Source organism: Kitasatospora sp. NBC_01300 (genome assembly GCF_041435235.1).
GTDB lineage: Bacteria > Actinomycetota > Actinomycetes > Streptomycetales > Streptomycetaceae > Kitasatospora.
Genome location: NZ_CP108408.1, coordinates 1,213,697 through 1,227,425, shown reverse-complemented (window position 1 = coordinate 1,227,425; position 13,729 = coordinate 1,213,697). Strand labels below are relative to the sequence as shown.

Genomic DNA, 13,729 nt, shown 5'->3' with positions numbered 1-13,729 from the left:
ACCCCCCAGAGCGAGGCCTCCGAGCGCGTGAACCCCCTCAAGAAGCTGCGCGGCTGGCCGCTGACCTTCCTCCTCGCCGGCATCACCGGGCTGTCGATCGCCCCCTTCTACTGGCTGGTGGTCTCCGCCACCCGCAAGGACACCGAGGTCTTCGACTGGCCGCCCAAGCTGCTGCCCGGCGGGAGCCTCGGCGAGAACCTGAGCCACCTGGAGCAGAAGATCGGCCTGCTCAGGGTCGTCGGGAACTCCCTGCTGGTGGCGGGGGTCCAGACGCTGGGCGCCCTCGTGGTGGCGCTGCTCGCGGGCTACGCCTTCGCCAAGTTCCGCTTCCGCGGCCGGACCCTGCTGTTCGCCCTGCTGTTCTCCACTCTCGTGGTGCCCGAACAGGTCATGCTGGTACCGCTGTTCAAGATGATGACGAACTTCGGCCTGCTGGACACCTACCAGGCGCTGATCCTGCCCGGCCTGTGCGTGCCCTTCGCCATCTTCCTGATGCGGCAGTCACTGAGCAGCCTGCCGGACGAACTCCTGGACGCCGCCCGGGTCGACGGCGCGGGCGAGTTCCGGGTGCTGTTCAGCGTGGTGGTACCGGTCATGAGGCCCGTGCTGGCAGCCCTCTCGATCTTCCTCTTCCTCGGCTCCTGGAACCAGTTCGTCTGGCCGCTGATCGCTCTGCGCAGTCCCGGGATGCACACCCTGCCGGTCGCCCTCGCGACCCTGCACGGCAACAAGAGCAACACCGACTACGGCGCGATCCTCTCCGGCACCGCGCTGTCCACCCTGCCGATGATGGTCCTCTTCCTGGTCCTCCAGCGGCAGTTCATCTCCGGCCTGCTGGCCGGCGCCACGAAGGGCTGAACATGACCGAGATCTGGGAACCGCACGCCCCCGCCGTCGCCGGCGGCCTGCGTTCGCTCTACGCAGAGGGCCTGGACCTGCGGGTCAGCGGGAACGCGAGCGCCCGCGGGGCGGGTGACGGAATCGTCGAGGTGACCGCCGAAGGGACGGGCGACGTCCGGATCGAGTGGCGGGTGCCGTGCGTGGACGCCACCGCGTTCTGGACGCCCGAGCCGCGCGGCACCGGCTGGCTGCCCGCCGCGTGGAGCGCTCCGCGCCGCACCAGCCTGGCCAACGGCGCCCCGATCGCCGCCCTGATCGGCACCGGCGACATCGCCATCTGCGCCTTCGCGGCCGAGCGCGCCGACGTCCTGGCCGGCGCCGGAGTGCTGGAGGAGACCGGGGAGTTCCGGTTCTGGGCGCAGGCCGCCGGCCGGCTGACCGTCCGCATCGACACCTCCCGCCGGCACTTCGCCCGCTGCCTGGCCGGCCTCGCCGCCTGGTGGTGGACCGACCGCGAGGCCGACATCCCCGAGGCCGCGCGCCGCCCCGCGTACTCCACCTGGTACTCGATGCACCAGGACGTCACGCCCAAGGGCGTCGAGACCCAGGCCGCGCTCGGCAAGGAGCTCGGCATGGACGTCATCATCGTCGACGACGGCTGGATGACCGCCGACCGCACCCGCGGCTACGCGCACTGCGGGGACTGGGAGCCGGTCTCGCTGCCCGACACCGCCGCCCACGTCCAGCGCGTCCACGACCTCGGCGTGCAGTACCTGCTCTGGTACGCGCTGCCGTTCATCGGCAAGGACAGCGCAGCCTTCGAGGCGATCGGCCGCTACGCGCTCGCCGACGCCGCCCACCTGGGCGCGGTCGTCGCCGACCCGCGCTACCCCGAGGTCCGCGAGTTCCTGACCGGCCGGCTCGCCCGCGCCGTCGAGGAGTGGGGCATGGACGGACTGAAGGTCGACTTCGTCGACTGGTTCGCCCGCGCCGACGCGCCGGAGGCCGGGCCCGAGGCCGACTGCGCCACCGTGGACGAGGGCGTCGAGCGGCTGCTCGCCGCCATCCGCCGCCGGATCACCGCGGTCAAGCCGGGGGCGATGATCGAGCACCGCCAGCCGTACGTCAGCCCCGGCCTGTGGCCGTACGTCACCATGGTCCGCGCCACCGACTGCCCGCTCAGCCCGCAGGAGAACCGGCAGCGCACCATCGACGTGCGGCTCGCCGCCGGGCCCGTCCCGGTCCACGCCGACATGCTGATGTGGCACCCGGCCGAGCCGCCCGAGCAGATCGCCTGCCACCTGATCAACGTGCTGTTCTCGGTGCCGCAGGTCTCCGTCGACCTCGCGGCGCAGAGCCCCGGGCAGCGCGAGGCGATCGCCTTCTGGCTCGGCGTCTTCCGCGAGCACGTCGCCACCCTGCAGCTCGGCGAGCTGCGCCCGGCCCGGCCGGACCTCGGTTACCCGATGGTCACCGCCGTCGGCGGCGGCACCGTCGCGGTGGCCCGCTACGCCGCGCTGCCGGTGGACGTCTCCGGTGCGGACTGGCGCACCCTGCTGGTCGCCAACGCCGACGCCGATCCGGACGTCCGGCTCACCGGCGGCGGCGGGACGGCCGAGGCCACCGTGCAGGACGCCCGAGGGCGTATCGTCCGGCAGGGCGAGGTCGAGCTCGACCGGGCGGGCGGCATCGCCGTGCCGCGCGGTGGGCTGCTGACCCTGCGCCGTCCGTAGAACCGAGCAGTGGAACCGAGCACCCGTCAGACCCGAGCAGCCGTCCTGGAGCCTCCGATGCCCGAGGGAACACCCCGACCGCGCCGCGGCGCCACCACCATCGAGGAGGTGGCCCGCGCGGCCGGGGTGTCCCGGCAGACCGTCTCCAACGCGCTCAACGCCCCCCAGCGGGTCCGCCCGGACACGCTGGCCCGGGTGACCGCGGCGATCCGCGAACTCGGCTACCAGCCCGACCAGTCGGCGCGTTCGCTGCGCAGCGGCGCCCGGCGCACCCTCGGCTACCTCGCCCCGGTGGACGACCCGTTCGACCCCAACCCGCTGATGGCCGGCTTCCTGGAGGCGCTGGTCGACGCGGCGGGGGCGCAGGGGCAGCGGGTGCTGCTGTTCCGTCCGGGGCAGGGTGCGGCCGAGAGCGGGGTCCCGCGGGCGGCCGGCCCGCTGGCGGCCATCGACGAACTGGTGGCGGCCCGTCAGGTCGACGGGCTGGTGCTGGCGGACGTGCTGGGCGATGACCCCCGGATCGGGCACGTCGTCCGGGCCGGCCTCCCGTTCGTCGCCTTCGGACGGACGGGCCCGGGGCAGCCCCAGCACTGGGTCGACATCGCCAACGACACGGCGATGGCCGTGGTGGTGCGGCATCTGGCGGGGCTCGGCCACCGCCGGATCGGGTACGTCGGCCGCGCCGAGGACCTGCCGTGGATGGCCGCCCGGCGGGCGGGCTTCCTCGCCGAGGCGGCCCGGCTGGGCCTGTCCGCGGTGACGGCGGCGCGGCCGGACGTCGCGGCCGTGCGGGAGCTGCTGCGCGGGCCCGAGCGGCCGACGGCCTTCGCGGCGGGCAGCGACCTGCTGGCGCTGGACGTCTACGAGGCGGTCCGGGCGGAGGGATCGGCGGTCGGGCCGGCGGGGGTGGCGGTCACCGGTTTCCACGACACGCCGCTCTGCCGCCACCTGCACCCCGCGCTGACCTCGGTGCGGCTCCCGCTGCGGGCGATCGCCGCCGCCCTGGTGGAGCGGCTGCTCGGCAAGGTGCGCGGGGAGGCGCCGCCGGCGGGCGGTCTTGAGCTGGCCGCCGAGCTGGTGGTGCGGGCGAGTTCCCGGACGGGTCCTTAGGGGGCCCGTCAGGCCTGGGGGTCCTGCTCCCCGGTCGGAGCGACGATCAGCTCGCCCACCAACTGGGCTGCCGCCGCCCGGTGTTCGGCCGCCAGTGCGTCGTCGGTCACCAGCACGTCCAGTTGCTCCAGTGCGGCGAAGGAGGCCAGGCCGACCGCGTTCCACTTGGTGTGGTCGGCCACCACGACGACCCGGCGGGCGGACTGGAGGAAGGTCCGGTTGGTCTCCGCCTCGGCCAGGTTCGGGGTGGTCAGCCCGGTCTCGGCCGAGAGGCCGTGGCAGCCCATGACCAGCACGTTGACGTGCAGCGAGCGGATCGCCTGGTCGGCGACCGGCCCGACCAGCGCGTCGGAGGGCGTGCGGACGCCGCCGGTGCGGATCACCGTCGCGGTGGCGGGGGTGCCGTCCTCGTCGGGTTCCTCCAGCAGCTCCGCGATCCGCAGCGAGTTGGTGACGACGGTGAGGCCCTCGACGGCGCGCAGCTGCCGGGCGACCGCGAAGGTGGTCGTCCCGGCGGCCAGCCCGACCGCCGAGCCGGGCGGCACCAGGGCGGCGGCGGCCCGGGCGATGGCCTCCTTGGCGGGGAGCTGCCAGTTGGCCTTGGTCTCGAACCCGGGCTCGCCGCTGGCCGCCGCCTCCGTCCGCACCGCCCCGCCGTGCACCTTGTGCACCAGCCCGCGGCGGGCCAGCGCGTCCAGGTCGCGGCGGATGGTCATGTCGGACACCCCGAGGTCCCGGACCAGTTCGGTCACCCGGACGCCGCCGCGCGCGCGGACCCGCTCCAGGATCAGCACGCGGCGCTGTCCGGCGAGCGGTTGGGCGCTGTCAGCCATCGGGGGGCTCCTCGGGTCGGTGTGGTCCGCGTGACCGTTCGGCCGGCCGTCCGTCCAGCCGTCCGTCCGGCCGCCCGACTGGCCGCCCGGCGGGCCACGGTCACCGCCATCATGGCAGGCGCGGGCCCCTTCCGGACAGCCGGGTCTGATGGATAATGTTGGATATTGTTGTTTCGTGTCGGATAGAGGGAAGAAGGCCATGGCCGGGACCCTGACCCAGCCCACCGCCAAGACCGTGACCACACTCGCGGACGGGCGACAGCTGATCTACTACGACAGCGGCGAGGCCGTCCCCCGGGACGCCGTCGACCGGCGCCCGCTCGACCCGCCCGCCCACGGCTCCGAGGTCCGGCTCGACCCGGCCACCGGAGCCTGGGTCACCGTCGCCGCGCACCGCCAGGCCCGCACCTACCAGCCCCCCGCCGAGGAGTGCCCGCTCTGCCCCTCCCGGGACGGCCGGCACAGCGAGATCCCCGCCGACAACTACCAGGTGGCCGTCTTCGAGAACCGCTTCCCCTCGCTGGCCGGCCCCCCGGCGGCGCTGGAAGGCGTCGGCGGACCGCGGGTCAGCGGCCCCGGCGCCGGGCGCTGCGAGGTGGTCTGCTTCACCGCAGACCACGACGCCTCCTTCGCCGACCTCGACGAGCGGCGGGCCCGCCTCGTCCTCGACGCCTGGACCGACCGCACCGCCGAACTCGCCGCCCTCCCCGGCGTCCGGCAGGTCTACTGCTTCGAGAACCGGGGTGCCGAGATCGGCGTCACCCTCGCCCACCCGCACGGCCAGATCTACGCCTTCCCCTTCACCACCCCGCGCACCGCCCGGATGGCCGCGCGCGCGGCCGAACACCGCGCCGCCACCGGCCGCAGCCTCTTCGACGACCTGCTCGCCGCCGAACGCGCCGACGGCGCCCGGGTGGTGCTCGCCGGAGAGCACTGGACGGCCTTCGTCCCCTTCGCCGCCCGCTGGCCGTACGAGGTGCACCTCTACCCGCACCGCCGGGTCGCCGACCTGACCGGCCTCGACGAGCCGCAGCGCGCCGAATTCCCGCGCCTCTACCTGGAGTTGCTGCGCCGCTTCGACCGCCTCTTCGGCGCCGGTCGCACCCCGTACATCTCCGCCTGGCACCAGGCGCCCGCCGGCCAGGAGCACGAACTCGCCCTCCACCTGGAGCTGTTCACCATCCGGCGCGCGGCCGACAAGCTCAAGTTCCTGGCCGGGGTGGAATCCGGCATGGACGCCTTCGTCAACGACGTCACCCCCGAGGACGCGGCCCGCCGGCTGCGGGAGGTAGCCCTGTGACCACGCCCGTAAGTACGTCCGTGACCACGCCCGTGACCACGCCCGTGGAGACTCCTGTGAACACCCCCGTGGCCTCCTTCGAAGAGCTCCACGGCCACGCCCCCGAGGGGGAGTGGGCCGCCCCCGGCCGGGTCAACCTGATCGGCGAGCACACCGACTACAACCTCGGGTTCGTGCTGCCGATCGCCCTCCCGCAGGCCGTCCGCGCCCAGGCCCGGCGCCGCGACGACGGCCGGCTGCGGCTCTGGTCCGCCCAGGGCGACGGGGTGGTCGCCGACCTGGCCGTCGCGGACCTGGCCCCGGGCTCGGTGCCCGGCTGGGCGGCCTTCCCCGCCGCCGTGGTGTGGGCGCTGCGCGAGGCCGGGCACCCCGTCGGCGGTGCCGAGTTCCGACTGGAGAGCGACGTGCCCGGTGGTGCCGGGCTGTCCTCCTCGGCCGCCCTGGAATGCGTCGTCGCGATCGCGTACAACGACCTGTACGGGCTGGGCCTGTCCGCACCCGACCTCGCCCTGATCGCACAGCGGGCCGAGAACGACTTCGTCGGCGTCCCCTGCGGGATCATGGACCAGATGGCCTCGATGTGCTGCCGCCCGGGCGCCGCCCTGCACCTCGACAGCCGGGACCTGGCGATGCGGCAGGTGCCGCTGGACCTCGCCGGTTCCGGCCTCGCCCTGCTGGTCCTCGACACCCGGGTCAAGCACGACCTCGGCGACGGCGCCTACGCCGCCCTGCGGGCGGGCTGCGAGCGGGCGGCCGCGCTGCTCGGACTGGCCGCGCTGCGCGAGCTGACGCCCGCCGCCCTGCCGGCCGCCCTGCCCCGACTTCCGGAGGAGCTGAGGCCGTTGGTGCGCCACGTGGTCACCGAGAACGAGCGCGTCACGGCCGCCGTCGCCCATCTGGACGCCGGCCGGCCTGCCGCGCTCGGCCCGATCCTCACCGCCGGCCACGCCTCGCTGCGCGACGACTACCGGGTCTCCTGCCCGGAGACCGACCTCGCCGTCGGGGCCGCCCTCGCCGCCGGCGCCCACGGCGCGCGGATGACCGGCGGCGGCTTCGGCGGCTCGGTGATCGCCCTCGTCGACGCACCGGCCGCCGACACCGTCGCCGCCGCCGTCACCACCGCGTTCCGCGCGGCCGGCTACGCCGCCCCGCGCACCCTCACGGCCGTCCCGGCCGAGGGGGCCCGCCGCACGGGCTGACCGGGCCCGTCGGGGTCGGCGCGGGGAGCACGCCTTCCCGGGGTCACGCCTTGTGGTCCGCCGGGCGCTCCGGAGACGCCTCCGCGAGCGCCCGGGTGACCGCCTCCACCCCGGCGCGCAGCCCGTACACCGGCGTGCCCGGCTGCTGGCGCCAGGACTCGTCGATCCCGCCCGCGTCCACCGTGTCGAAGCCCAACTCGTCGATCAGCGCCCGCACCACGTGCTTGGCCGCCTCGTCGTCCGCCGCCACCGGCAGGGCGATCCGCTCCGGGTCGCCCTCCGGGCGCGGCCGCTCCAGCAGGTCCTGCGCGTAGGTGCCGTTGAACGCCTTCACCACGGGGTGGCCGAGGTGCCGCTCCGTCCACCGGCTCTCGGTCAGCCCGTCGTCCTCGATCTCGTCGATCCGGCCGTCGCGCTGCTGCGGGTAGTAGTTGCCGGTGTCGATCACCGCCGCGCCCTCGGCCGCGCCGTCCAGCAGCCCGGCCGGCAGGTTCGGCACGTTCTTCAGCGGCACCGTCACCACCACGACCTGCGCCCCGCGCGCCGCCTCGGTGGCAGGCACGGCCGTCGCGCCCGTCTCCTCGGCCAGGGCGGCCAGCGACTGTGGACCGCGCGAGTTGGCCACCGAGACGTCGTGCCCGAGCGCCGTCAGCCGTCGGGTCAGGTTGCCGCCGATGTTGCCCGCACCGATGATGCCGATCTTCATGTCAGACCCCTGTTCGCGAGTGTCACACGCTTGTCGTCCTGCCCCAACCACCCGGTGGCGCCGTCGATTCCCGGTGCAGGGTGGTTCTTCCGGACCCAGGGTCGGGCCGGGCCTGGTCCCGGCTCCACGGCCGTCGGGAGAGTGGCTGCCATGACCGACAACGCCCCGTCCGACAACGCCATGACCCGGGATCCCGCCGACCCCCGGGAATTCGCCGACCGCACCGTCCTGATCACCGGCGGCACCAGCGGCATGGGCCTCGCCACCGCCCGCCGCCTCCTCGCCGCCGGCGCCCGGGTGGTCATCACCGGCCGTGACGACGCCCGGCTCGCCCGCGCCGCCGAACGGCTCGACGGCGGCGACCGGCTGCTCGCCGTCCGCGCCGACGTCGCCGCCCGGGCCGACCTCGCCCGGCTCGCCGCCACCGTCCGGGAGCGCCACGGCGCGCTCGACGGCGTCTTCGCCAACGCGGGCGTCGGCGTCTTCCAGCCCGCCGCCGACGTCACCGAGGACGACTTCGACCACACCGTCGACGTCAACTTCAAGGGCGTGTTCTTCACCGTCCAGCACGCCCTGCCCCTGCTGGAGGCGGCCGGCGGCGGCTCCATCGTGCTCAACGCCTCCTGGACCCCGCACCGCGGCCTGCCCGACGCCCCCGTCTACGCCGCGACCAAGGCGGCCGTCCTCAGCCTCGCCCGCACCCTCGGCAGCGGCCTCGCCGCGCGCGGCATCCGGGTCAACTCCGTCAGCCCCGGCTACATCGCCACCGAGATGTTCCACGCGGTGATCCCCGACCCGGCCGCTCACGAGCCGATCCGCGCGCGCATCCCGCTCGGCCGCCTGGGCCGGGCCGAGGACGTCGCCGAAACCGTCGCCTTCCTGCTCTCCGACCGGTCCTCCTACATCACGTCCCAGGACATCGTCATCGACGGCGGCCTGGTGCCCGCCGTCCAGGCCGTCGCGGGCTGACGTCCGGTTGATCCCCGGCTGCCCCCGGCCGCGCCCCGCTACCGCCTGCCCCCGGCCGCGCCCCGCTACCGCCTGCCCTCGGCCGCGCCCCGGTGCCGGCCGTGCCTGGTCCTGGCAGGGCCAGGCACGGCCGGCCGCCTCCGGGTGAGAATCATCCCCATGAACCCGACCAGTGCCCTGAGCGAGTTCCTCCGCACCCGCCGCGCCCAGCTGCGGCCCGAGGACGTCGACCTGCCCGACTACGGCGGACGCCGCCGGGTCGCGGGGCTGCGCCGCGAGGAGCTCGCCCACCTCGCCGGGGTCAGCGTCGACTACTACACCCGCCTCGAACAGGGCCGCGTCGGCAACCCCTCCGAAGCCGTCCTCGACGCCGTCGCCCGCGCCCTGCAACTCGCCCCCGACGAGTCCGGCCACCTCCACCGCCTCGCCCGCCCCACCCGCCGCGCGCCCCGCCGCCGCACCGCCCCGCAGCAGCCCCGCCCCTCCCTGCTGCGCCTGCTCGACCAGCTCGACCACGTCCCGGCGCTGGTGATGGGCCACCGGATGGACGTCCTGGCCTGGAACCGTGCGGCCGTCGCGCTGTTCGGCGACTACGGCGCCCTGCCGGTCGAGGACCGCAACATCGCCCGCGGCACCTTCCTCGACCCGGCCTCGCGCGAGCTCTATGGCGACTGGACGGCCTGCGCCCGCGAGAACGTCGCCTTCCTCCACCTGGAGGCGGGCCGCCGCCCCCACGACCCCCTCCTCGCCGAACTCGTCGGCCAACTCTGCGTCCACAGCGAGGAGTTCCGTCACCTCTGGGCCGAACACCCGGTCGCCGACAAGACCTCCGGCCGCAAGCTCTTCCACCACCCCATCGCCGGCCCCCTCGATCTCGCCTACGACACGCTCCGCCCCGCCGACGACCCCGACCAGGCCCTCGTCACCTACACCGCCGACCCGCACACCCCGTCGGACGACGCCCTGCGCCTCCTGCTCTCCTGGTCGGCGTCGGCGACCCGCTGAGCGGCCCGCTCCAACGGCCGTCTGCCCGGACGGCACGAGATCCTGGGCACAAAAAGGCCGGTCGTAGGCCCTCGCGGGGGTCGAGGGCCTACGACCGGGGTTCAGGGGGGTGTTAGTCGAGGTCGTCGCCGAAGTCGGGGCGGATGCCCTTGGCGAACTGGATCTCGTCGTTGCTGGTGCCGGCCGCGACCATCGGCCAGACCATGGCGTCCTGGTGGACGATGAAGTCGATGACGACCGGGCGGTCGTTGATCTCCATGGCCTGCTTGATGACGGCGTCCAGGTCCTCGGGGCGCTCGCAGCGCAGGCCGACGCAGCCCATCGCCTCGGACAGGAGCACGAAGTCGGGGATCCGGGTGCCCTGGGCCGGGGGCGCGATGCCGTCGTGGTCGGGGCCGGCGTGCAGCACGGTGTTGGAGTAGCGCTGGTTGTAGAACAGCGTCTGCCACTGGCGGACCATGCCGAGCGAGCCGTTGTTGATGACCGCGACCTTGATCGGGATGTCGTTCAGGGCGCAGGTGGCCAGTTCCTGGTTGGTCATCTGGAAGCAGCCGTCGCCGTCGATCGCCCAGACCGGGGTGTCCGGTCGGCCGGCCTTGGCGCCCATCGCGGCCGGGACGGCGTAGCCCATGGTGCCCGCGCCGCCCGAGTTGAGCCAGGTGCCCGGCTTCTCGAACCGGATGAACTGCGAGCTCCACATCTGGTGCTGGCCGACGCCGGCGGCGTAGATCGCCTCCGGGCCGACCAGTCGGCCGATCCGTTCGATGACCTGCTGCGGGGAGAGCCGGCCGGCCGGGGCCGGTTCGTAGCCCAGCGGGTAGGTCTTCTTCCACTCGTCGAGCTTCTCCCACCACTGCGAGTAGTCGCCCTTGTGCCCGGCGTCGAACTCGGCCTGGACGGCCACGATCAGATCGGCCAGCACCTCGCGGGCGTCGCCGACGATCGGCACGTCGGCGGGGCGGTTCTTGCCGATCTCGGCCGGGTCGATGTCCGCGTGGACGACCTTGGCGTGCGGGGCGAAGCTGTCCAGCTTGCCGGTGACGCGGTCGTCGAAGCGGGCGCCGAGGGTGAAGAGCAGGTCGGTCTTCTGGAGTGCGGTGACGGCCGGGACGGAGCCGTGCATGCCGGGCATGCCCAGGTGCTGCGGGTGGCTGTCGGGGAAGGCGCCGAGCGCCATCAGGGTGGTGACCACGGGGGCGCCGGTCAGCTCGGCGAGGATCCGCAGCTCGGCGGTGGCCTGTGCCTTGATCACGCCGCCGCCGACGTACAGCACCGGGCGCTTGGCGCCCACCAGCATCTTCGCGGCCTCGCGGATCTGCTTGGCGTGCGGCTTGGTGACCGGCCGGTAGCCGGGCAGCGAGGGCTCGTCCTGCCGATGCCTTGTCAGGCCCTGGAGTGCGTCCTTGGTGATGTCGACGAGGACGGGGCCGGGGCGTCCGGTGGCGGCGATGTGGAACGCCTCGGCGATCACCCGGGGGATCTCGTCGGGGTCGGTGACCAGGTAGTTGTGCTTGGTGATCGGCATCGTGATGCCGCAGATGTCCGCCTCCTGGAAGGCGTCCCTTCCGATCAGGGTCGAGGGGACCTGGCCGGTGATCGCGACGATCGGCACGGAGTCCATGTAGGCGTCGGCGATCGGGGTCACCAGGTTGGTCGCGCCCGGGCCGGAGGTGGCCATGCAGACCCCGACCCGGCCGGTGGCCTGGGCGTAGCCGGTGGCGGCGTGGCCGGCGCCCTGCTCGTGCCGGACCAGGATGTGGCGCACCTTGGCCGAGTCCATCAGCGGGTCGTACGCGGGAAGGATGGCCCCGCCCGGGATGCCGAAGACGGTGTCCACTCCGACCTCTTCGAGTGAACGGATCAATGCCTGGGCGCCGGTCATCGCGGACTCCACGGGCCCGGTCCGGGCGTCGGGGGTGAACGGCGCTGGGGTCGATCCGGTGGTCTCGGTGCTGTGGGTGGTCACGGGGGACTCGCTCAACTGGGTCATCTGGCAATCTCTCGGTTTCGTCGACGTGGTGGTCCGGCGGGGAGTGCCGGGTGGTGTCCGTGGCCGGGGCCGCTGCGGTGCGCGGCGCCGTTGGGCGGCCAGGGACGTGTCGGGGAAACCGGGGCAGCAGGGTCTGTCTCCGCGCCGGTCGTCGGTCGTCGCGTGCTGAGGGGTGTTTCAGCGCTCGGTGCGACGCCGTGCCGTCAGGAAGCGTTGGCCGGAAGGGAGTTGCCCGGCCCGCAAGGAGTGTCTCGCGTCTCAGCCCTTGTTCGTGGGCGAGTGGTGGGTGAAGAGCAGGAAGACCAGGGCGATGGCGGCGATGGCCGCGCCGAGGCCGTACACGGTCGCGGCGCCGGCGCCGAGGGTGGCGCCGCCGATGATGGTGCCGAGGCCGATTCCGAGGTAGATGGAGGAGGAGTTGAGGGAGACCACCAGCGGGGCCTCCTGGGGGGCGACCTCGATCAGGCGGTGTTGCTGCGGGGGTGTCTGGCACCAACTGCTGGCGCCCCAGAGGAGGACCAGCAGGCCGACGACGGGCTTGAGGTCGGAGTCGGAGGCGGCGAGCCAGGCGAGGGACCCGAGGGCGACGACCATGGCGGTGTAGCCGACGATCAGGACCTTGGTGGAGCCCCAGCGGTCGGTGGTGTAGCCCGCGGCGAGGTTGCCGATGACGGCGCCGAGGCCGTACAGGAAGAGCATCCACAGGATGGAGCGCTCGGGCACCTTGACGGCTTCCAGCATGGGCACGCTGTAGGCGTACGCGGTGTAGCTGGCGCCCATGCCGAGGACGGTGAGCGGCAGGACGGCGAGGACGGCCGGCCGGCGCAGGACGGCGAGGCGGGTGCGTAGCGGCACCCGGACGTTGCCGGGGAGCCACGGCATGATCAGGCGCAGTATCACGGCGACGAGCAGGCAGAGTCCGGCGACGAGGCCGAGGGCGGTGCGCCAACCCAGCCAGTGGCTGGCGGCGTTGCCGAGCGGCACGCCGAGTGCGGTGGCGATGGTGAGGCCGCCGATGACCACGGCGAGGGCTCGGGCCCGCAGTTCGGGGCGGACGAGGGAGGCGCTGACGGCTCCGGCGTTGGGGGTGTAGGCGGCGGCGCCGGCGGCGGCGATGATGCGGCTGATGATCAGCACGGCCATGTTGGGGGCCAGTGCCGAGCCTAGGTTGGCGATGCCGAGCGTGAACAGTGCGGTGATCAGCAGGGTTCGGCGGGGAAGCCGGGCGAGGAGGGTGGCCAGGACGGGGGAGAGGACGGCGTAGGCAGCGGCGAAGACGGTGATCGACTGGCCGGCCGTGGCCGGGGAGACGTGCAGGTCCTGGGCCATGGAGGGGAGGAAGCCGGCCACGACGAAGGCGTCCGTGCCGACGGCGAACGTCCCTAAGGCGAGGACGAGGGTGGAGGACAGGCCGCCCTGGGGTGGTGAGCCGGGTTCGGCCGGAGCTTTCCGGTCGGCCGGAATCGAGACACTGGACATCCAGATTCTCCTTGCGGGTCGGTGCGCGTGCTGTGGTGTCGCCGCGCGGTGAGGCGGTCGGACCGTCGGGCGGTGCGGTCAGCCGGTCATGCGGGCGTAGTGGCGTCGGGTGCGGTCGGCGGCCCCGCCCGGCGCGGCGGCCATGAGGTCGGCCACCGTCTGCCCGGCGAGTTCGCGGCGCCAGGCCAGTTCGGCCTTGCGCATCGCGGTGGCGATCCCGCACGGCTGTCGGAACTCCCGTGCGATGGCGCCACCGCCGTCCGCGCGCTGGCGGATCTCGGTGCAGCGGAACACGTCGTCGGGGCCCTCGATGGCGGCGACCACGTCCATCAGGGTGATCTTCTCCGGCCGTCGGCCCAGCCGGAAGCCGCCCTTGGAGCCCGGTGTCGAGCTCAGGATGCCGGCCCGGACCAGTGCCTGTAGGCGCTTGGTCAGGTAGGCCGGCGGCAGGTCGAACCAGGCCGCCAGCCGTGCCGTCGGAACCGGTTGCTCACTGTCGAGCCATGCCAGGGTGAGGCAGCAGTGCAGGCCCCACTCGACTCCTTCACCCATTCGCATAACCAGG

General features: G+C 73.9%; 12 protein-coding genes. 7 read left to right on the top strand and 5 right to left on the bottom strand.

Annotated features, from left to right (window positions below; all coding sequences use genetic code 11):
- Positions 1 to 27: 27 nt before the first annotated feature.
- The 3 genes from OG556_RS05250 to OG556_RS05240 are packed head-to-tail and all read left to right on the top strand — an operon-like array spanning position 28 to position 3,683.
- Positions 28 to 858: a carbohydrate ABC transporter permease gene (locus tag OG556_RS05250; RefSeq protein ID WP_363579919.1), complete on the top strand. Its 831-nt coding sequence runs from the start codon at positions 28 to 30 to the stop codon at positions 856 to 858.
- 2 nt (positions 859 to 860) lie between these two features.
- Positions 861 to 2,573, top strand: a complete 1,713-nt coding sequence (locus OG556_RS05245) for a glycoside hydrolase family 36 protein (protein WP_371516087.1) — start codon at positions 861 to 863, stop codon at positions 2,571 to 2,573.
- A gap of 57 nt (positions 2,574 to 2,630) precedes the next feature.
- Positions 2,631 to 3,683: a LacI family DNA-binding transcriptional regulator gene (locus OG556_RS05240; protein WP_371516086.1), complete on the top strand. Its 1,053-nt coding sequence runs from the start codon at positions 2,631 to 2,633 to the stop codon at positions 3,681 to 3,683.
- An 8-nt stretch (positions 3,684 to 3,691) separates the two neighbouring features.
- Here the strand turns inward: OG556_RS05240 and OG556_RS05235 are convergent, their stop codons facing one another.
- Positions 3,692 to 4,516 (bottom strand): DeoR/GlpR family DNA-binding transcription regulator, encoded by an 825-nt coding sequence (locus OG556_RS05235; RefSeq protein ID WP_371516085.1) that lies wholly within the window; start codon positions 4,514 to 4,516, stop codon positions 3,692 to 3,694.
- Between the two features lie 199 nt (positions 4,517 to 4,715).
- Between OG556_RS05235 and galT the strand changes: the two genes are divergently transcribed.
- Both galT and galK read left to right on the top strand, forming a co-directional pair.
- A complete protein-coding gene (gene galT, locus OG556_RS05230; RefSeq protein ID WP_371516084.1) occupies positions 4,716 to 5,816 on the top strand; it encodes a galactose-1-phosphate uridylyltransferase in 1,101 nt (366 codons plus the stop codon).
- Positions 5,817 to 5,872: 56 nt separating this feature from the next.
- Positions 5,873 to 7,015 (top strand): galactokinase, encoded by a 1,143-nt coding sequence (gene galK, locus OG556_RS05225; RefSeq protein ID WP_371516083.1) that lies wholly within the window; start codon positions 5,873 to 5,875, stop codon positions 7,013 to 7,015.
- A gap of 43 nt (positions 7,016 to 7,058) precedes the next feature.
- Here galK and OG556_RS05220 read toward each other — a convergent pair whose 3' ends face one another.
- The gene (locus OG556_RS05220; RefSeq protein WP_371516082.1) at positions 7,059 to 7,772 is read right to left on the bottom strand and encodes an NADPH-dependent F420 reductase; all 714 of its coding nucleotides are present in this window, start codon (positions 7,770 to 7,772) and stop codon (positions 7,059 to 7,061) included.
- Between the two features lie 99 nt (positions 7,773 to 7,871).
- On the opposite strand from OG556_RS05220, the gene OG556_RS05215 reads away from it, so the two are divergent.
- Both OG556_RS05215 and OG556_RS05210 read left to right on the top strand, forming a co-directional pair.
- Complete coding sequence (locus OG556_RS05215; RefSeq protein WP_363579926.1) at positions 7,872 to 8,690, top strand: glucose 1-dehydrogenase; 819 nt, start codon at positions 7,872 to 7,874, stop codon at positions 8,688 to 8,690.
- Between the two features lie 159 nt (positions 8,691 to 8,849).
- Positions 8,850 to 9,695 (top strand): helix-turn-helix domain-containing protein, encoded by an 846-nt coding sequence (locus tag OG556_RS05210; RefSeq protein WP_371516081.1) that lies wholly within the window; start codon positions 8,850 to 8,852, stop codon positions 9,693 to 9,695.
- 112 nt (positions 9,696 to 9,807) lie between these two features.
- Here the strand turns inward: OG556_RS05210 and OG556_RS05205 are convergent, their stop codons facing one another.
- The 3 genes from OG556_RS05205 to OG556_RS05195 form a co-directional block, all read right to left on the bottom strand.
- Positions 9,808 to 11,685: an acetolactate synthase large subunit gene (locus OG556_RS05205; RefSeq protein ID WP_371516080.1), complete on the bottom strand. Its 1,878-nt coding sequence runs from the start codon at positions 11,683 to 11,685 to the stop codon at positions 9,808 to 9,810.
- 258 nt (positions 11,686 to 11,943) lie between these two features.
- Positions 11,944 to 13,164 (bottom strand): MFS transporter, encoded by a 1,221-nt coding sequence (locus tag OG556_RS05200; protein WP_363632354.1) that lies wholly within the window; start codon positions 13,162 to 13,164, stop codon positions 11,944 to 11,946.
- 78 nt (positions 13,165 to 13,242) lie between these two features.
- Complete coding sequence (locus tag OG556_RS05195; RefSeq protein ID WP_363587036.1) at positions 13,243 to 13,722, bottom strand: Rrf2 family transcriptional regulator; 480 nt, start codon at positions 13,720 to 13,722, stop codon at positions 13,243 to 13,245.
- Positions 13,723 to 13,729 lie beyond the last annotated feature (7 nt).

Bases quoted from the DNA above. Each gene is read 5' to 3' on its own strand.
- OG556_RS05245 (WP_371516087.1), top strand. From the start codon at position 861: ATGACCGAGATCTGGGAACCGCACGCCCCCGCCGTCGCCGGCGGCCTG.
- OG556_RS05210 (WP_371516081.1), top strand. From the start codon at position 8,850: ATGAACCCGACCAGTGCCCTGAGCGAGTTCCTCCGCACCCGCCGCGCC.
- OG556_RS05200 (WP_363632354.1), bottom strand. From the start codon at position 13,164: ATGTCCAGTGTCTCGATTCCGGCCGACCGGAAAGCTCCGGCCGAACCC.
- OG556_RS05215 (WP_363579926.1), top strand. From the start codon at position 7,872: ATGACCGACAACGCCCCGTCCGACAACGCCATGACCCGGGATCCCGCC.
- OG556_RS05240 (WP_371516086.1), top strand. From the start codon at position 2,631: ATGCCCGAGGGAACACCCCGACCGCGCCGCGGCGCCACCACCATCGAG.
- OG556_RS05205 (WP_371516080.1), bottom strand. From the start codon at position 11,685: ATGACCCAGTTGAGCGAGTCCCCCGTGACCACCCACAGCACCGAGACC.
- OG556_RS05195 (WP_363587036.1), bottom strand. From the start codon at position 13,722: ATGCGAATGGGTGAAGGAGTCGAGTGGGGCCTGCACTGCTGCCTCACC.
- OG556_RS05235 (WP_371516085.1), bottom strand. From the start codon at position 4,516: ATGGCTGACAGCGCCCAACCGCTCGCCGGACAGCGCCGCGTGCTGATC.
- galT (WP_371516084.1), top strand. From the start codon at position 4,716: ATGGCCGGGACCCTGACCCAGCCCACCGCCAAGACCGTGACCACACTC.